Source organism: Kitasatospora sp. Ki12 (assembly GCF_054601375.1).
Window position 1 is genome coordinate 1536366 of sequence record NZ_BAAIHT010000002.1, and the last position, 19014, is coordinate 1555379.

The 19014-nt window shown below is 66.2% G+C and carries 8 protein-coding genes; 3 read left to right on the top strand and 5 right to left on the bottom strand.

Annotation, left to right across the window (positions count from 1 at the left end; translation table 11 throughout):
* Positions 1-139: 139 nt before the first annotated feature.
* Positions 140-6415 carry a hypothetical protein gene (locus ACYP53_RS24425; RefSeq protein ID WP_459648956.1) on the top strand — a complete coding sequence of 2092 codons (6276 nt, stop codon included), beginning with the start codon at positions 140-142 and terminating at the stop codon, positions 6413-6415.
* The gene (locus ACYP53_RS24430) at positions 6402-7070 is read left to right on the top strand and encodes a hypothetical protein (protein WP_459648957.1); all 669 of its coding nucleotides are present in this window, start codon (positions 6402-6404) and stop codon (positions 7068-7070) included. Before ACYP53_RS24425 ends, ACYP53_RS24430 begins: the two co-directional genes overlap by 14 nt.
* Positions 7071-7562: 492 nt before the next feature.
* On the opposite strand, the gene ACYP53_RS24435 is transcribed toward ACYP53_RS24430, so the two are convergent.
* The 4 genes from ACYP53_RS24435 to ACYP53_RS24450 all read right to left on the bottom strand — a co-directional run bounded on the left by ACYP53_RS24435 (position 7563) and on the right by ACYP53_RS24450 (position 15369).
* Positions 7563-8969, bottom strand: coding sequence for a phospholipase D-like domain-containing protein (locus ACYP53_RS24435; protein WP_459648958.1), 1407 nt, complete (start codon positions 8967-8969; stop codon positions 7563-7565).
* Positions 8956-12387, bottom strand: coding sequence for a bifunctional serine/threonine-protein kinase/DEAD/DEAH box helicase (locus ACYP53_RS24440; RefSeq protein WP_459648959.1), 3432 nt, complete (start codon positions 12385-12387; stop codon positions 8956-8958). The genes ACYP53_RS24435 and ACYP53_RS24440 overlap by 14 nt, the downstream gene beginning before the upstream one ends.
* A 275-nt stretch (positions 12388-12662) precedes the next feature.
* Positions 12663-14228, bottom strand: a complete 1566-nt coding sequence (locus ACYP53_RS24445) for a recombinase family protein (protein ID WP_459648960.1) — start codon at positions 14226-14228, stop codon at positions 12663-12665.
* Positions 14229-14479: 251 nt separating this feature from the next.
* Positions 14480-15369, bottom strand: a protein-coding gene (locus tag ACYP53_RS24450) for an IS5 family transposase (protein WP_459648961.1) whose coding sequence is annotated in 2 segments (ribosomal slippage) — positions 14480-15015 and positions 15015-15369 — 891 coding nt in all. Because the reading frame shifts where the segments join, the coding sequence is not laid out codon by codon here.
* Between the two features lie 607 nt (positions 15370-15976).
* On the opposite strand from ACYP53_RS24450, the gene ACYP53_RS24455 reads away from it, so the two are divergent.
* Positions 15977-16873: an IS982 family transposase gene (locus tag ACYP53_RS24455; protein WP_459647860.1), complete on the top strand. Its 897-nt coding sequence runs from the start codon at positions 15977-15979 to the stop codon at positions 16871-16873.
* A gap of 20 nt (positions 16874-16893) precedes the next feature.
* Here ACYP53_RS24455 and ACYP53_RS24460 read toward each other — a convergent pair whose 3' ends face one another.
* Positions 16894-18945, bottom strand: coding sequence for a family 43 glycosylhydrolase (locus ACYP53_RS24460; protein ID WP_459648962.1), 2052 nt, complete (start codon positions 18943-18945; stop codon positions 16894-16896).
* Positions 18946-19014 lie beyond the last annotated feature (69 nt).

The window sequence follows — 19014 nt, forward strand, 5'->3', positions numbered from 1 at the left end:
GGCAAGCACCAAGATACGCAGCCTGCAGATTGTCTGCCCGGTGCTACGTTGTGCAGACGTCGTCCTGTCCCACCTCCTGCGATGTTGAGGAGAGAGCCTTGCCGAGCCGCAACGATACCCAGCTCCGTCAGGTCAACGGATGACCGAGACCGATCGCCTTCGTGCGAGTCGGGACGGCGACCAGTTCCACTACCACTGGGGCGCTCGGCAAGCACTCAAGCTGCTGTCGCCCGACACGGACCTGACGGCGATCGTCGTCGAGGGCGTTTCGCCGGATGACACCGCGCGCGACGATGGCGAGGATGTCATCGACATCGCCGAGTACTACGGGGCGAGCGGTCTTAGGGATGCCAGCCGCGTGGTGTACCGACAGCTCAAGCACTCGACTGTCCAGGCGGACAAGGAATGGACGGTGTCGGGGCTCTCCAAGACCGTCAAGGGGTTCGCCGAGAAGTTCCGCCGCATCAGATCCGAGCTCTCCGGAGCCGAGCAGAAGGTATCATTCGAGTTCCTCTCCAATCGGCCGATGAGCAGCTCGGTCCTGAAGGCGATCGAGGCCCTCGCTTCGAAGAGTGCAGCGCAGGAGCACAAGAGCGAGATCAAGTTCCTCAAGCAGTACGCGGCGTTCAACGACGATCCGGATGGCGAAGCCCTGTTCTTCGGTCGTTTCGAAGTCGATTCCAGAGCTCCGGGCCTGCTACGCCTGGAGGGTCACTTCAGGATGGATCTCGCGGGCTTCCTCCCCGGAGCTCCTGACGTCGAGCACGTGCTGCTCAAGGAGATGGTCGCCAGGCGCGCCACATCCCTCGAATCTGACCCCGTCATCACCAGACTCACGGTCCTAACCTCGCTCAGGACCGCACCCGATCTACTCCTCCCCGCGCCGAACCTCATCGGCCGTCCCAGCTCCGTGATCGTCACCGCGCAGACCCGTGAGATCGTCGACGAAGTCGTGGCGCTCGCCGGGCAGCCCGTGATCGTGCACGCAGCCGGCGGCGTCGGGAAGTCGGTCTTCGCCACGCAGGTCGAACAAAACCTCCCGGACGGCTCCGTCACGCTGGTCTATGACTGCTTCGGCAACGGCGGATACCGGCGTGCCAGCGCGCCGCGGCACCAGCACCGGCAGGGTCTGGTGCAACTGTCGAACGAGCTGGCCTCACACGCTCTGTGCGACCCTCTGATTCCTTCGGCTACAGCCCTGCCCTCCGACTACGCCAAGGCGTTTCTGGCCCGGGTTCGGACCGCGTCGGAGACCCTGTCTGCCACGGCCCCACAGGCGCTGCTGGCCGTGATTGTGGATGCGGCTGACAACGCGGCCCTCTTCGCCGAGGACTGCGACGAACGCACCTTCGTCACCGACTTGTTGCGCGAACCTCTACCCGGCAACGTGCGTCTGCTGATGCTCTGCCGGACCGAGCGCATCGACCTGCTTGATCCACCGCCTCTGGCGCGCCGGATCGAGCTCGTGGGCTTCGATGCCGGGGAGACCAAGCAGCTCCTCGCGTCGGTGTTCGGCGCCGTCACCGACCAGCAGGCGTCGGAGTTTCACCGTCTGACTGACGGGAACCCCCGGGTGCAAGCCCTCGCGCTCGACTCGGCCACGGACATCGAGGCCTGCCTCTCCTCTCTCGGCGGAGTGCGGCAGACCGACGGCACCATGCTGGACGGGCTGCTGCAGGGATTGGTGGACAAATGCAAGGACGCCCACCACTCCGCCAATGAGATCGACCGGTTGTGCGAGGCTCTCGCCGCGCTGCGGCCGCGGATCCCCGTCCGTGTCCTGGCAGAACTGTGCTCAGTACCGCCTGCCTTGATCCATAGCTTCGTGGCGGATCTCGGACGACCGCTGCTCGTGGACGGCGACACCCTGCAGTTCCGCGACGAACCGACCGAAACCTGGTTCCGGACCAGATGCCGCCCAACTGGCAAAGCCCTGACTGACTTCCTCGACCGGCTGACCCCGCTCGCCGCCACGGAACCGTACGTGGCAGCGTCCCTGCCGCAGTTGCTCTGGGAGGCGGATCAGGTCGACACCCTCGTCGATCTGGCGTTGACCGACGGCGCTCTACCTCGGGGCAACGACCTGGAAGAGCACGAGATCGCTCAGCAACGCGCCCAATTCGCCCTCAAGGCGACCCTCCGCGCAGGGCGGGACTTCGAGGCAGCACGGCTTGCACTCAAGGCCGCCGGTCTGGCCGCGGGCCACTCCCGCAGGATCCAGTTGTTGCGTCGGAACACCGATCTGGCCGGGCAGTTCCTGGATGCTCGGACCATCGAGGACATGGTTGCCACGCGCAGTCTTGCGGGGGACTGGCCGGGATCGAACCTGCACTACGAAGGGGCGCTGCTCTCCGCGGCAGAGGGGCGAACGGACTTCGCCCGCAGCAGGTTGCGCAGTGCTGCCGACTGGATCCGTGCCTGGGTGCGGCAACCCCGCGAAGAACGCCAAGATCACGGCGTCGGCTCCGCGGACATCGCCGAAATCGCTTTCGGCCTGCTGAATACCGACGGGGTGGAGGCCTGCATCGACCACCTAGCCCGGTGGCGCCCCAAGCATCTTGCGTTCGACACGGGACTGATCATCGCAACCCGGCTCGCCGACGCTGGCCGCGTCGTCGAACTTGAAGAGCTCGGCCGAGCCGCGACACGGGTGAAGTACTTGCGATTCGCGGTCGCTGCGGCCGCCTGGAATGCCAACGTCGTCTGTCGAAGGCCGCTCGCGCAGCATTTGGTCAGGGTACTGAGGAGGCAGCGGAGACCGATCTCCTTCCGCCACCACTACGGGCAGGAGAACCTCGCACTCCAGGCAGTCATTTGGATCGTCGCAATGGGGCTTCGGCATGGCGTTCTGCCCGACAGCGAAGCCGAACGGATCCTCCGGCTGAATCTGCCAAGGGACCTGGGACGGGCAGCGGGAAGTCGATATGGTCACGGTACGGAGACCCTGCTTTGCGGGTTCTCGTTGCTCGCCAGGGTTCGGCACGAGCCGTTCGAGCTGGATGACATCACCGGGGCCGATGTGATCGAGGCACGTCGCCACCCTTACGTCCACTCCCGAGAACTGACGGAGCATGAGCACAGCGTGATTCCCCTGGCCGGGTTGGCTGCCCTCTGGGTCGACTGCCTGGTCGGCGCCGCCGAGGACACAGATGCCCGGTTCCGGGAGCTGGCGGTGACCAGGCTCAAGAGCTACTCCGACTACGAGACCCCCCACCTCCTTATCCGAGGTGCCTCGCACTTCGGCCCCCGGATCCTCGCCTTCGGCTCGTCAGAGGAATCGCGGAAGCTGCTCCTGAACTGGTACTCAGAGGCGGAACGTCACATTAGTGTCACCAGCCTCATCGACGTGGTGCGGACAGCAGCCGGCATCCCGGAGCTGGCACACATCACGGTGAGCGTGGCGGAGCTGGCCGCGAAGGTACTCGACGCCTCCCACGAGAGCGCGGAGCTCAAGGCGGAGCAGATGGTCGATCTGGCCCGGGCCGTCTATCGGTTCGATCCCAGGGAGGCCCAGGCCTACTTCATTCACGCCATCGATCTGACGGATCGCGTGGGGGACGATGTCCATGCGGTGTGGCGGGCACTTGTCGCTCTCACACGGGCTGCCTCATCAGAGACCGAGAGCGACGATGCCCGCGCCTACCGCGTCGCGCAAATCGTTGAGGGCCTCGACCCGTTCGTCGGAGATGCCGCTGACCCCTCCGAGGCGCTCGCCGCAATCAGCCGCCTAAGCGGACGATCGGCAACAGCCATAGCCTCTCGCTGGCGAGACCGGCGCTTCTGTTCCGAACTGCCGTTCATGCGAGCGGCCACCTCCGAGACCAACAGTCCGCTCACCGCCACCGTACAGCTGGGGCTGCTGCCCTTCGACGGCCACGGCGTCAACCCCCTTCAGCTCGTCGAGCGGGCGTTCCGCCATGTGCCCGCCCGCGGCCAACTCATCGCCCAGGCGGTCGGGGAGTTCCTCCGATCTGAGCGATTTCACGCCGAGGCCTTTGACCGCCTCGATCAGACTGCCAACGAGCTTGGCATCGATCTCGACGGGACACCACTCGCTCCTGCCGCACGTCACGTTGCTTTCTCCTCGACCGCCAAGCGTTCACGACACTGGTACGAGGAGGAGGACGAGGCCCGAGTCGCGCACAGACAGCAGGCGGAGGAAGCCCTAACGGCGTACGACCTCACCACCGCCGAGGGCTGGGAAGCAGCCCGCGCATTGGTCCGCGACTCCAAGGCGCAGCTGAGATGGGAAAGTGTGGTCGACCGGGCCGCTCGTGTCCCGCTCCCCAAGCTCGACGACGTGGTGGCCGCCTTTGAAGGCAACCCCCACTTCTCCATCTTTGACCATGCGGCGATGATCAAGAAGCTAGCCGAACAGCCGCTTCTCCCGCAGGCTTCCCGCAGGCAAATCGGTCATCTCGGCCGGACGGTCGCCACCAGGTTCTGCCGAGAACTCACGACCCGGAGCTATGACACCCTCGACTTGAATTCACTCGCCGAGCTCGCCGGCACTCCGAACAAAGACCTGCTGGGAGCAGCCCTTAAGGAACTCGGATCGCATCAGGTCGCACTCACCTCCGAGGAGTGCTACGCCCTGGCGGGGCGGCTGGCACAGCGACTTCCACACCTTCAAGCAGCAGTCCTTCTCGATGACCTGGCCACCATGCTCGCCGACGTTGCACCCACAGACTCCGGCGATGGTGAGTTCGCCCGGCTCCCTGTCATCCCATCAAGAATCAGCGAATGCGTGGCCGGCTACGTGTGGACCGCCCTCGGTGATCCCGCACCTGGCACGCGCTGGCAGGCAGCCCACTGCGTAAGGCTTCTCGCGGCCTTCGGCTGCACCGATGAACTCGATGCCCTGCACCGCCTCGCCCTAGGTGTCCTCGATGTGTCCCCGTTCAGGGACACCCGTCTTCCCTTCTACGACCTGCACGCGCGCCAGTGGCTCCTCTTCGCACTGGCACGGGCAGCTCAGGACCCTGCCGCACACCACCAGATCGCGCTCTTCGCACCGCTGTTGAGGAAGGTCGTCTTCGACGATGTTCCCCACGTCGTCATGCAGGAGAGCGCCAGGACCACCCTGATCTCGCTGGCGTCCTCCGACACCGTTCAACTGACGTCGGACGAGCTCCACACCTGCCGGTCCGTCAATGTGCCGACGGAGATCATCCGCCACTCCTGGCGGAACCAGACAACTCGGCGGCAGAAATTGCCCGCAACCGAGGACAACCACGCAGGTTCAGGCGAGACCTCCGCCGTCTCCAGCACTGAGTCCGTCCGATTTCGCTTCTTTCTGGACTTCTCCGACTACTGGTGCCGACCCCTCGCAGAAGTCTTCGGAATCAGCGAGGAAGAAGTCGAAAGGCTCGCCGATCACGTCCTCATCGATCGGCTGAAGCCTCTCTATCGAGATGAGGACCCTCGCCATACATTGAGGCTCTATCCACGAGACTCAAGCTTCGCCTATAAATCGGAATGGCCACAGGAAGAGGACCTTCGTTTCTACCTGTCCACCCATGCGCTGTGGGCTGCGGCCGGAGAACTGGTCACGAAGCACCCCGCCCTCCAGGATGAGGACTCACACACCGACCGATTCGCCGATTGGCTCGGCAAGTTCCTCATCAGCCGTGATGATGGCCGATGGCTTGCTGACCGACGCGACCCGTCACCAGGAAGCATCTTTACCGGGCCGGACCATGCTCCCGGCCAGGAATGGATCTGGCGCCTCAACAGCCAGCACTTCAGTCAACGGCTCATTTCAGACGACGGCTGGATCACGGTATGGGAAAGGTCGGACGATGCCACCGACAGAGCGGCCCAGAACGTCTCCGTCCGAAGCGCTCTGGCCGGCTCCACCAACGCGCGGGCGCTGGCCCTCGCTCTGCAAACAGCCCCGTCATACATGGGCTTCTGTCTCCCTGAGGCCGAGGACGACCGGTTCTCGGCCGACGGCTTCGAGCTGAACGGCTGGATCGTGGACCAATACAAGCGCGACGGCCAGGACGTGAGGGACCCTGTTGCCGCTTCTGTCGGATACCCGCCTGCTCACCCCGCCGATGAGTTCGCTTCGATACTCGGCCTCGTTCCGGATTCCGACATGCGCATCTGGAGACGTGCTGATGGTCCTGCCCTTCGCAGCGTGGTCTGGAGCGACCGTACGGAATCCGGGCGGCGCGCCAGCATCGGACAACACGGCGAGCGACTTGAGATCCGGCGCGACGCCCTCCTCGAACTGCTCGCCGCGACCGACCGAAGTCTGATCGTCGAGGTGATGATCGACCGCACCCACGACGACCACAAGCCCTCCTACTCCAGCATTCGGGACGACGACGATGACGAACACCTCCCCTTCCCCGAGCGATCCTTCAAGATTTACCTCTTCGATGCCTCCGGAGGATGTGGCGAGCTTTGAGAAAACGCTCGCACTCGGCAAAGAGATCGCGCAGAGCTTGCCAAGCAACGACGTTCTCGGCCGCTGGATGGCACATCACATCGGCGATCTGATCATCCGCGCCCAGGCAGCGGATGACTCGCAAATCGACAGCGCTCGACGCGAAGCGGCAAATACCATTCTTAAGCTTTGGAGCCATCGGGCCTCCCTGAACACCCAGGATCCGCCGATGTCCTCCTTCGGGCCCGTTTTCAAAGCATTGGCACGCCTGAGCGAGAAGCAAGATCCCTGGCACTTCTATGGAATGTTCAGATCAGGCCAGCAGCCCGATGATGCGGACGTGGGAGTGACCCCCCTGCTCCAGCACGCCCTTGAGCTTGAGGACATCGTCCGTGGGGTTGTTCGGGGCGTCGTTCTCCTTGCTGCCAAGGAGGCAGCTGGCACCGAGGCGAAGTGGATGGAACTTTCCGATCACCTTGAGGACGACGACCAGCACCGCGCCCTTCAAGAAATCCTCCGGCTGATTCGCGAGGGAGACGCTGAGGACGAGTCCGAGGCCCCTCCCAAAGTCCTGGCCGATAAAGGCTCGGAGGTCGCCGCTTCGCTTCGGAAAGCCGAAGCGCGTATTTCCCGCATCCGCATTGCCCTTGAGGAGCACCTCCGACTGGAGGGTTAGGCCAATTTATCCGTGCAGAAGATATCGCGGGGGGAGCGGGTCAAAACCTACACTGAACGGCTGGCCTCCCCCATCGAACGCCGCAGCAACCAAATGTCCGTCACGATCCACTGCGACCTGCCGGCCCCAAGCAGCGGCGGTGAGCCGGAGCTTCAGCGGATGGCGAGTACCAGGGCAGCGCCATCCGTCGGCACACGGAGGTTTCCAATCAGCCCAGCCCACATTGGAGGCGATTCCGATCGCTTGCGCGGATGAGCCCAAGCGACCCGCCTGGCCGACGACGAGTAGGCAACTGGTAAGACAGCCTTCAGTGATGGCTCGCCGCGGGATGGTACTTCCACTCGAGCCCGCTCTTGGCCGCGGCACGGGTTTCGGCGCCGACGTGGGCCACCTCCCCGCAGTCGGCCTCGGAAAGACGGCTCCGCTCACACGAAGGTGGCCGACAGCAGGACGACCATCTGGACGGGGAACGGTCCAACACAACTGCGTCCGTTACCGGCGTTCCTGATCGATCAGCTCGATGTAGCGACGGTACTGATCGTCGGCGGCTTGCCTGTTGCTGACGAGGGTGCCCTCTTCCATGCGGTAGGTGCGGTCGGGGTCGCCACGGAAGGAGAGCCAATTGAAGCTTGTGGCGATCCAGGTGTCGTCGAAGATGAGGATCTTCGCGTGAGTGGATTTCAGGCGGGCGACTGTGAGCTTGGCAGGGTAGCGGTGGGCTAGGTTCTCGAGCTTGCGGACGGCTGCAGGGTCGGTCTTGGTGTCGTTGTCCTGGTAGCCGTAGGCGATGTGGACGGTGGTGCCGCGCTTGAGCCGATTCTCGAGCTTGGTGAGGAAATCGGTGGTGATGATGGCGTTCTTGATCCAGGGGGAGATGATCAGGATGCGTTGTCGAGCCTGGGTGAGGGCTTCGTCCAGCAGGTCGGGGTGCTCGAAAACGCTGATCGCGCGGACCTGATCGCGCCGTATTGCGGCTCCTCCAGTCTGGCTTTGGTCATCCGATTGTTGGATACCGAGCTGGGCTGCTGCCTGGTCAGCGCGTTGACGGGTGGCCTGCGACAGGTCGATACGAGCGCGCTCGAGGTCCGGGGCCAGCGCGGGACGTTCGGACGCGGGTTCGACCTGGATACCGAGAGCCTTGGCACCGCCGTGGTTGAGTAGAGCAATCTCGTGGGCATGGCTGAGCTCCCCGTCCACGACGACGCCGAGTTGGATGTCAGTACGCTCAGGGTCTGCGTAGACGAGAAGTTTGGCCGGCATGACGCGGCGGGCCTTGGCCTGGGTGATTCCGCGGACCAGTAGGACTTCGCGGTTGGTGGTCCCGCGCTCGCGCAGCAGGGCGTTGATGTCGGAGACCGGGATGTCGCTGGTCTCCAAGACCCCGGAATGAGGCGCGGGTAGCACGACGACGCCTTCTTCCTCGGCCTGGCGATGGGGGATGACCGTGTGGCGGTCATATGGCTTGGCCTTACCGAGCAGCTGATCGTAGACAAGTGGCTGACCGACCTGCACGGGAGTGATGGCGGCCATGTCGTGGGCGGTCTGCTGACCGCGGGCTGTCAGGCGCAGCCTTTGGGCAGCCGGCTCAGCACCGCTTCTGAGCCGGCTTGCCGTGTAGGTGAGCAGGTCGTCGGAGAACTGCCGGGCGATGGTGTGGGTGACCATCCGCTGGGGCAGGCCGAGGATGCCGGCGATGGCTTCCTCGGTCTCGACGTTCTCGCCGACGAGGTGGAGGACGAATTCCTGGAGCAGGGGCAGTGGCTTGCGGTCCTGGGCGAGGATGTCGGCGGTGACCAGGGCAACGGGGATGCCGGCGTCGACGATGGCGACGAGCTCCAGTCCCTGGCGGTCGTTGTGGAAGCGGATGTGCAGGAGGCTGTTCTCGCTAAAGGTAGGCATCGCGGACCTCGCACTCCTGCGGGTGGCTAGACATGTAGTCGAGGACATCGCGCAGCGCGCCGCGTTTGCTGCGGCAGAACGCCGCGTCCCCCACGACGATGAGGCCGAAGCGGGCACGGGAGAGCGCAACGTTGATGCGCCGCCAGTACGGTTCGCCGAGGAAGCCGAAATCTGACCGGTCGTTGCTGCGGGTGACGGAGAAGACGGCCAGGTCACACTCTCGGCCCTGCACCGCGTCGACGGACAGCACCTCGACTGCCAGGTGCTTGAGCCGGACCTCGGCGAGTTGCCGATTAAGTTCTTCGACCTGTCGGCCGTAGGGGGCGATGGCCAGGACGTCCAGCTTGCGGCCGGGCGGGGTCTTGATCAGCTGTCGGTCAATAGCCTTGTCGATTGTCTCCAGGCGCTTGACCGCGAGCTTGGCCTCGGTGCGGTTGGAGATGCTCGTCTCGGTGCTGGTGCGCTCGGACTCGCGGCGGCTGGGGAGTTTGGTGGTGTCGAGCCACAGGACGGGCTTGTTGATCTGGTCGTAGCCCGGCAGCGTGTGGGGGTTGGGCGACAGCAGCTTACCGCCGTAGAAGCAGGTCGAGATCATGTTCCCGATGGCGGGGGTCATGCGGTACTGCTCACGCAGCAGGTGCTGGATGGGATGGGCGGTATGGGTGGCCAGGTACTGGAACAGGGTGGTGGTTACCAGTTCGGGGATGAGCTGGTAGTCCGCCATGATCTTTTTATCGCGAAGGAGGTCCTCGTCGATGGGCGGCAGTTGGCGAGTGTCACCGACCAGCACCCACCGCTGGGACCGGGCGAGAGGTACGAGGGCCTCGGTCGCGGTGGCCTTGGAGGCCTCATCGAAGATGCACAGATCGAATTCCAGGTCGCGTGCCGCCGGGTGTCCCAGGAAGCCGATCGCGGTTCCGCCGACGACCTGCCGTGTGCGCAGGAACTCGGCAAGTAGGTCCTGGTCGGTGCTGATGCGCTGCAGCCACTGTCCTTGCAGCCGCAGCAACCGCATCAGATCCCGGCCGCTTCCGGTCGGGCCCAGAAGGGCCTCCACAGCGTCCCGGGCCTCGCCAGGAGTGAGATTCTCCCGCAAAGTGAGGTCACCTGCGAGAACCCGCTGCGCCTCGACGTACAACTCGTGGCGCTGGTCGAGGAGCTGGTCGCGCCGGGCTCGGACAGTAACGAGCTCTTCGCCGAGATCGCGCGCAGAGGTGGTGCGCTCGGGGGCGGGTCGGCTGTTGAGCTCTTCGAGCTTGAGGGTGACGTGGTTCAGGTCGGCGGCGACCGAGGCGAGCTCTTCCAGAGTGAGGGCAGCCTTGAGGTGGCGCGCTTCCACGCCGCCCCGGTTGGCAACGCCGTCGAGGTAGGACTCTGCACGGGCCCGTACCTGCTGGGTCCACTTCTTGACCTGGCGGTCCAGCAGAAGGTGCTGGGCGCTTTCAGCGACTCTGGGGTCGTCGGGCCGTCCGAGGCGCACCAGCCCCTGGACACCGGCCTCCTCGATGCGGCGCAGTGCATTGTCGATAGCAATGTGGGTCTGACTGACGATGAGGATGCGCGCGTTGGGATCACGCTCAAGGGTCTGTTCGACGATCTCGGCGATGACGGTCGTCTTGCCCGTTCCTGGCGGTCCTTCGACCAGCAGGAGGTCCTGGGAGCCGAGAGCGTGCTTGACCACGTCGCGTTTGCTCTTGTCCAGATCCTCGCGGAACCAACGAGTGATCTCGGCGGGCGGCTGGGACACGATGGCAGCGGGATTGTCGATGATGTCGCGCAGAAGTTGGTTGGTACCCTGCCCAGCCATGACGGTCGTCAGTGCGTCCCGCTGCCGGTTCAGGGCTTGCTGGCTGGGGCCGAGGAACGGCAACAGCACACCCCGGTCCGGCACCCTGGCGGTGGGGCGGGTGAAGCGGATCGCCACAGTCTCCTCAGACTGGGCCGTGACTTCGCCGCGCTCTACCGGCCTGGCCTGTGCGAATGGAGCGATGGACCATTCTTCGCCGACCGGAGGCGCGGTACCCGGCTTGGCCAGATGGAACACCCTTGTGCGGCCGGTTCCGGTGACCCGGTCGTATTCGAGGACCTGGCGTCCGCCAGCCGCGACCTCCTCGCGGGCGTCCAGGAGCCTGCGCCACCCCTCGAAGAGATCTCCGAGGCTGCGCGGCTGTTCGTCCTGGTGTTCCTCCTTCCGGCGGGCAAGGTGGTCGTCGAGGTGGTCCAGCAGAAGGTTGCGGCCCTGATAGGCGGGTTCCTCTCCCGGGTCGTCGAAGATCCAGGTAAGGACCGGCGGAAGAGCCAGGACGTGCTTGCGCTGTCGGTTCATCCACTCGTCGGGCTTGGTGAGAGCCTGGACGATCACGGAACGCTCGGGGTACTGATCGTCAGAACGCAGCCGCAGGAAGCAGGACTTGCCAAACAGACGTAGGGTGCTCTGGTCGACCTCATCGGTTTGCGGGTTGTAGCCGTAGTCGACGTGCACGATGCCTGACAGATCGGCGAGGACTGCATTCTTGGCTCGGTCCCAGTCTGGTTCCGCGTCCTCGGGCGTCTCGGCGAGCTTCGCGGCCGCGGAGCGAGTGAGCTTGAGCCAGAAGAAGTTGCTCTTGCGGGACTGGCGACCCGCGCAGACGTACTCGGCCTCAAGAAGGCGCTGTTCGAGCACTGCGGCGTTAGCCGGCCGCTTTCTCGGGTCGAAGTCGATGCACGAGCCCAGAATCTCGCGGAACTCGGTGGCAAGGTCGAGCTCATCCAGGACAGGCCTGAGGTCCGGGTAATCACGGGCCTTGCTACCGGACAGCGTCTGAACGGCGAGGACACCGTAGCCGAAGACGTCCCGCACGTAGGGCACGGCATCCTCGTGTTCAGGCGGGGAGTATAGGTTCGAACGGTACTCGGCCACGGTCTCGTCGGTCACGACGACCTTGGAACGGATCTTGGCGATGCCGAAGTCCGCTAGCTTGGGCACTCCGGCCTCGGTGAGCAGGACGTTGCCCGGTTTGAGGTCACGATGTTCGATGTTCAGGGAGTGCGCGTGCGCCAGCGCGCTCGCCAGGGGCTTGCCGATCTTCTCGAAGTAGGCGTCCCAGCCGACGGGCCGCCGAGCCTGCAGATCGTCCTTCAGACTGCGTTCCACCCACTCCAGGGCGATGTAGTACCGCTCCAGAACCGGGTCCCAGCCCGACTCCAGCATCCGCACGATATGAGGGTGCTCAACAGCTTTGAGCGCGGCGGTCTCTCGCTCCAGGAAGACCTTGATAATTTCGTCGTCGCGCCGCTTGAGTAACTTGATCGCCGCGAACTGCCTGTCACTGTCGCTATTTGCCGTGTCGACGGCCTTGCGCACCTCCGACAGACCGCCGCTGCGCGCGCTGTCTCCCACCAGCAGGAAGCGATCGTTGATCACATGCGGTCCCACACACGCTCCTCGTCCAGCACCGGCGTCAACTACCGGTCCAGCCATCCTGCCAGCCCAGGACTCCTCGGTTGGAGGATTCGGCAGATCCGGTCTTGATCGTGGCCGACTCTTCGATGACTACAGTGCCTGACGCTCGACCAACATATTGCCTACCTTCGACTTGTTTGCTATCAGCAGCCGAGGGTGGAGGCTCGCGCCGAAGCCGCTCCCCCCACGCGGAAGCGGCTCGTCGAACCTGTCGATGACGGCCGCCAGTTGCTCGTCCGCTTCGCGAACTACGCCGAGCTTCCAGCGCGTTGCAGTTGCTCTACGCGTGCTTCAAGTTCGGCGGGTAGGTACCAGCCTTCGGTGTCGGGTGTCATGTAGAGGCGGGCTTTGAGGCCGAGGAGAAGTTGGCGACGGTGTTCCTGGTCGGCCTCGACCCAGGCGTCGGCGAAGGTCTGGCCGGTCTCGATGTTGACCCAGGCGGAGGGGCGTTGTGGGAGGGCGGCGAGGCGGCGGCGTTCGTCGACGAGGACTTCGAGGGCTTCGGAGTACTCGTCGTCGCCGCCGGGGTAGTCGAACAGGTTGCGTCGTTTCTCCTCGCGCAGGTCGCGCATGGCCTGGGTGACGTGGTTGAGCTGTTCGGTGTGGTCCTCGCCGGGGATGAACCTGCGCACCGTCATCGCCAGCCTGGCCAACCGCTCCACCAGAGCGGTGATCGCGGCCGTGACGCGCTCGCCCTTGATGGCCTGGCCCTTGCAGGCCGGTTTGCCGGCCGTCTTCGCGCAGCGGTAGTACTCGTAGATCTTGCCGTTCTTGGCGAGGTTCACCTGCCGGTAGAACCGGTCGCCGCAGCGGTCGCAGTGCGGAACACCGAGCCAGGGCGAGGCGCCGTTCGATCGTTCCTTGGTGATGGACCGCTCGTCCAGCGCGGCCTGGATCGCGGCCCACTCCTCCTCGGAGAACAGGGGCTTGGCCATCCGGATCGGCAGACCCTTGGCGTCGCGGGCGATCTTCCGTGCCTTCACCGAGCGGCCCGTCAGCTTCAGGCCCATCGTCGCCGGCGAGCGAAGGATCTTGCCCACGCTGGTGGGGTTCCAGTGGTTCGACGGCGGCGTCTTGCGCTTGCTCGAGTAGGTATCGCCCTGGTTCTTGTACGCGTGGGTCGCCGGGGTGTCGAAGCCGGCGGCTTCCAGGGCGGTGGCGATCATCCACTGGCTTTGCTCCTCCAGCAGGAGCTTGCCCATGTACTGGACGGCTTCGGAGGTGACCGGGTCCGGTTCAAGGGTTCGTCCTCCGCCGGGTCGGTCGACGATCCGGTATCCGTACGGCGGCTGCCCTCCGGCCCAGCGGTCCGTCTTGCGCAGGTGCCTGTGCGCGGCCGTGACGCGGGCCTTGATCCGCTTGAGCTCCATCTCAGCGAAGATCGACGCCAGCATCAGGAACACCTTGGCCAGCTCGTTCCCGAACGACCGTTCCTGACCCTTGCGGTAGTCCAGGGTGATGCCGTCGTCCGTGAACACCAGGACCTTGTGGTTCTCCTCCGCCCAGTGCGCCACGTCCGCACAGTCCTTCGCCGACCGGAACGCCCGGTCCACCTTCGCCCACACCAACGCGTCCCACTCACCCTGCCGCTCGGTCAACCACGGACCCAGATCCGGGCGCTTCCACGGCGTGACCTCCGCGGAGACGTCCAGATCCTCGAAGGACCCGACGATCTCCCACTCCTTCGCCAGCGCGTGCCGGGTCGCCGTCTCCGCCTGGATCAGGTGCGACACCTTGCCCTCGTTACCGTGCGTGTCCGAGACACGCGAACCCACCACCGCCCGAACCGGCACCGAAACCGTGATGATGCTCACAGGAGGTCCCCTACCGTCCAGGCCAGCAGGCACCCTCGAACAGGCTGCGCTCGAACGGGTGGACCTTTTTCGAAAAGGTGTCGTTCCGCTGGCGCATCGACCTGGTTGTCTGTACTGGAAACCTCGCTGAGAAATGCGTCGAGGCCTACGTCGAACGAGCAGCCTCCCATGCCGAGCGCTGGTCCGACCACGCTCCCGTCACCGCAGTCTTCGACTTCGACCAACTCCATTAAGGCGTGTCTGACAAATGATCATCTGGCCGGTTCGCGGAGCCAGAGGATCAGGGAGGCCAGGACGACTCCAGCGTGGTAGCGGTCGGCGAGCTTGTCGAACCTGGTGGCGATCGCGCGGAACTGCTTGAGGCGGGCGAAGCATCGTTCGACCACGTTCCGATCGCGGTAGATCTCCTTGTCGAAGGCGGGCGGCCGACCGCCGAGGCGCCCGCGGCGTCGGCGATTGGCCACCTGGTCGCGGCGTTCGGGGATCGTGGCAGCGATGCCCCGACGCCGCAGCAGATGCCGGATCGCCCTGCTGGAATAGGCCTTGTCGCCCAGCACCCGCAACGGTGTCGTGCGCGGGCGGCCTGTTGCGGCTCGCGGGACGTGGATCCCGTCCAGGACCTCGGCGAACGTGGTGGCGTCGTTGACGTTGCCCGGGGTGAGCACGATCGACAGCGGCAGGCCGCGGCCGTCGACGGCGAGGTGGACCTTCGTGGTCAGCCCGCCTCGGGACCGGCCGAGGGCCTGGCGCGTCTGTGAGCGGCCCGGATCTTCCAGTTCGTCCCCGTCCGCGTCCCCTTTTTGCGGGCGCCGGCGGCGTGCTGGTGGGCCCGGTTGACCGTGGAGTCGACGGCGACGGTCCACTCCACCCGGCCCACGGCGTCGTCGCGGACCTGGACGTGCTCCAGCAGCCTCGCCCAGGTGCCGTCCGCTTCCCAGCGGGCGAACCGCTCGTAGACGGTCTGCCACGGTCCGTACCGCTCGGGCAGGTCGCGCCACGGGGCCCCGGTCCGAAGCCGCCACAGCACACCGTTGACCACCTGCCGGTGATCACGCCACGGGCGGCCACGCCCATCCACCTGCGGCAACAGGGGCTCTATCCGCTCCCACGCCGCGTCCGTCAACTCACCTCGACCTGCCACGAGATCAATTATCAGACAGGCCTTAGCGCTGACGGAAGATGACGCGCCCTGGTGAGGCCCCTCGGTCACAGCCACATCCGACCGGTGCAGAACCAGGGCGCTCGCCCGCCCGTCACCCCACCGCAGACCACACAGCGGAGGTCGCACAGTTCACACCCGACAGGCCGGACACCGGCAAGGGAAACGACTCGATTCGAGGTCACCGAACCGGTCGCCGTACAGGCCGAGGACGGCCGGGGCGGCACCGTCCACGTGCGGGCGCTGGCCCCCGGCACCCGCTACACCCTGCGGGTGCGCCCCGAGCTCGCCTCCCCCGAAGTCACCTTGCCCGCCTGGGCACGACGGCCGACCCCGCGGGCGTGACCCCGCTCCCCCCGCGTGCACCCCGCGACAGCACCGAGGTGGCTGAGCGGGGTGCACGGCCCGGCGCGGGCGGACCGGATCAGTCCACGTTCTTCGCCTTCACAGCTGACTGTTTTCCTCGCGGCGCCGTGACGGTACCGCGGTTGGTGCTGTGCGGCGGGGCCACCTAGACGAGTAGTTCCGAAGTCGGCTGGATTTGCCGGATCTGCTCCGGACATGCAGGGAGGGTGTCCAGCATCGGGTTGTGACGACCGAAGAGCTGGACACCCTCCTGACGGCACTCTACGTGCAGATCGATGATCACCTGCCCCGAACACGGTGGTTGGGCCGCCCGCCGCGGCTGACGGACTCCGAGCTGGTCTGCCTGGCCGTGGCCCAGGTCCTGCTCGGCTTCCACTCCGAGGCCCGCTGGATCCGCTTCGCCCACGCTCACCTGCGCGACATGTTCCCGGGCCTGCCCCAACGCCCGGCCTACAACAAGCGTCTGAGGGCCGCCCGGCCACTGCTCCAGCAGGCCATCCGCGACCTGGCGAAGGCGACCGACCTGTGGGCCGACCCGGTCTGGATCACGGACTCGACGCCGGTCGAGTGCGGCCGTTCCCGCGACACCGTCCGCCGCTCGGAACTCGCGGGCTGGGCCGGCTACGGCTACAGCCGCTCCCACTCGCGCTGGTTCTGGGGCCTGAAGCTGCACCTGGTCTGCACCCCGGTCGGGCTGCCCGTCACCTGGGCCCTGGCCAGTCCCAGGGTCGACGAGCGCGAGGTCCTGGCCGCGCTCGTCGAGACCGAACCCCATCTCGCACGCGAGCGGCCCGGCCTGCTGATCCTCGCCGACAAGGGCTACGTCTCCGCCGAACTCGACCGCTGTCTCGACCAGTACGGCATCGGGCTGCTGCGGCCCTCCTACCGCAACCGGGCCCCACGCCCGGGTGAGGGCCTGCTGAAGTCCGTCCGCCAGCTGATCGAGTCCGTCAACGACACCCTCAAGGGCCAGCTCGGCCTCGAACAGCACGGCGGCCGCACCATCGAAGGCGTCGGCACACGAGTCGGCCAGCGGCTGCTGGCGCTGACCTGCGCGATCTGGCACAACCGCACCACCGGCCGACCCGTCACCCGCTCACTGATCGCCTACGACCACTGACCGACTTCGGAACTACTCGTCTAGCCGGTGACGCGCTGGAAGGTCCACCGCTGGTTGGTGCTGCCCCGGTCGGAGTACTGGATCAGCACGGCGCCGTCGGCCGTGCTGCCTCCGCTGACGTCGAGTACCTTGCCGCTGTTGCGGTTGACCAGGACGAACTCGCCACCGGTCTGCGGGCGCAGCTGCCACTGCTGGCTCGTCCGGCCGTCGGCGGTGGCCTGCACGACCCGCGCGCCGTCCGCCACGGAGGAGCCCGTCACGTCGAGAACCTTGCCGCTGTTGGCGCACGTGATGGTGTGGTAGCCGTCCGCCGTGGACTGGAAGGTCCACTGCTGGCTCTGCACACCGTTGTCGGACCGCTGGACCAGGCCGGCGCCGTCCGCCTTCGAAGCGCCGGCCACGTCGGCGACCTTGCCGCTGCGCACGCTGACCATCGTGTACCCCTTGGCGGCCCCGAGGGTGTACTGCACCGACTCGACGTCGACGTAGCCGGTGCCGTTCGGGTTGTAGCTGTAGAGGCCGACCCGGTCGCCCCGGTAACCGCCCCAGGTGAGCTGGTAGGTGCCACCGAACGAGGTGAACGCGTCCCCGTCGAGGCTGTAGGAGAACCGGCTGACCCCGTTCACGTCCCACGAGGTGCGCAGCCACACGGCGTTCTGCGTGATCTCCGGACCGTCGGTGAGGGTGCCGTTGACGTTCTGCGAGATCGTGGTGGTGGTCCCGGAGCGCCGGACGCCCAACCCCGCGTAGGTGGCCGCGTAGTGGCACAGCCCGGCGTGCTGCCCGTCGGCGAGGCCGGCCAGTTCGATGCGGACGGTCACCGTCGCGCCGCCGGCCGTCCGCAGGACGCGTTGCGTGAGGGTGTTGCCCACCTTGGTCAGGTTGTCGGCCACCAGCGGCGCGAAGGCCTTCAGCCGCAGGTGGCCGGGGCGTTCGGTGAGCGACCAGTGGTCCGCGCGCGGCTGGTAGTACCACTCCCACTGCGGCTTGAGCCGGTTGTCGGTGAACAGGTCGCTGGTCACCACGGCCGGCAGCGCGTCGACCGGCAGACCGGGCGTGCCGCCGGCGGGCACCTGGCCCGTCCACACCATGCCGCCGATGCCGTCCGCGCCCACCTGGCCCAGGATCGGCCAGCCGTCCGCCCAGGTCACCGGTAGCAGGGACAGCACCCGTCCCTCCCAGTCGCCGTGGCCGTGGTGGGTCACGAAGTACCACGTGCCGTCCGGGGTCTGCACCAGCCCGCCCTGGTTGGGCTCGCGGTCCACCGCGGCGTTGACGTGCTCCAGCTGCCTGGTCTCGAACGGGCCGGTGAGGCTGGAGCCGCGGTTCATCATGAGGACCCGGCCCTCGGGCTTCACCTCGCTGTACAGGTGGTAGTAGCGGCCGTTGATCTTGTACAGCTTGTTGGCCTCGCTGCCCCGCGACTGGTGGATCACCGTGGACGGGCCGACCAGCGACCTGCCGTCCTCCGACAGCTTGAACAGATGGATCTTGTAGCCGTCCGAGTAGTGGGTGGCGACCAGGTAGCCCTGCCCGTCGTCGTCCCAGAACGGGCACGGGTCGTCCCAGCCGGAGGTCCGCCACACCGCCGTCAGCGGATCCCACGGCCCGGCCGGCGACGGGGCCGACGACATGAAGAAGCCTTCGTCGGGCGTGTTGAAGTACACCCGGTACCGCCCCGCGTGGAAGCGGATGGCCCCGGCCCACACGCCGCGGCCGTAGCGGTTCATCCGGTCCCAGTTCAGCATGGGGCCGATGCCGGTGAGGTCGTCGACCGCACCTCCGAGCGTCCGCCAGTTGACCAGGTCCTTCGAGTGCAGGACGGCCACGCCGGGCGAGTACCCGAACGTGCTGGTGATGCCGTAGTAGTCGTCGCCGACCCGGATGCAGTCCCAGTCGCTGAAGTCACCCGGGAGAACCGGATTGACGTAGGTGCCGTCACCCTGGTCGCCCCACGTACCGGCCGGAGGGGTGGTGGCCGCCGCCCTGCCCGGCGGCAGCAGCCCCGGCAGCACGAGCGCCCCCGCGCCGACCGCCGCGATCCTACCGAGCTGACGTCTGGTGATGTCCACGGTTTCCGTCCTTGGTCAGGGGGAACCCGCCGGCCGTCACCGGCATCGGCGGTCTCTTCGAGCGAAACA

Coding starts and splice junctions, on each gene's coding strand:
- ACYP53_RS24425 (WP_459648956.1), top strand. CDS start 140: ATGACCGAGACCGATCGCCTTCGTGCGAGTCGGGACGGCGACCAGTTC.
- ACYP53_RS24435 (WP_459648958.1), bottom strand. CDS start 8,969: ATGCCTACCTTTAGCGAGAACAGCCTCCTGCACATCCGCTTCCACAAC.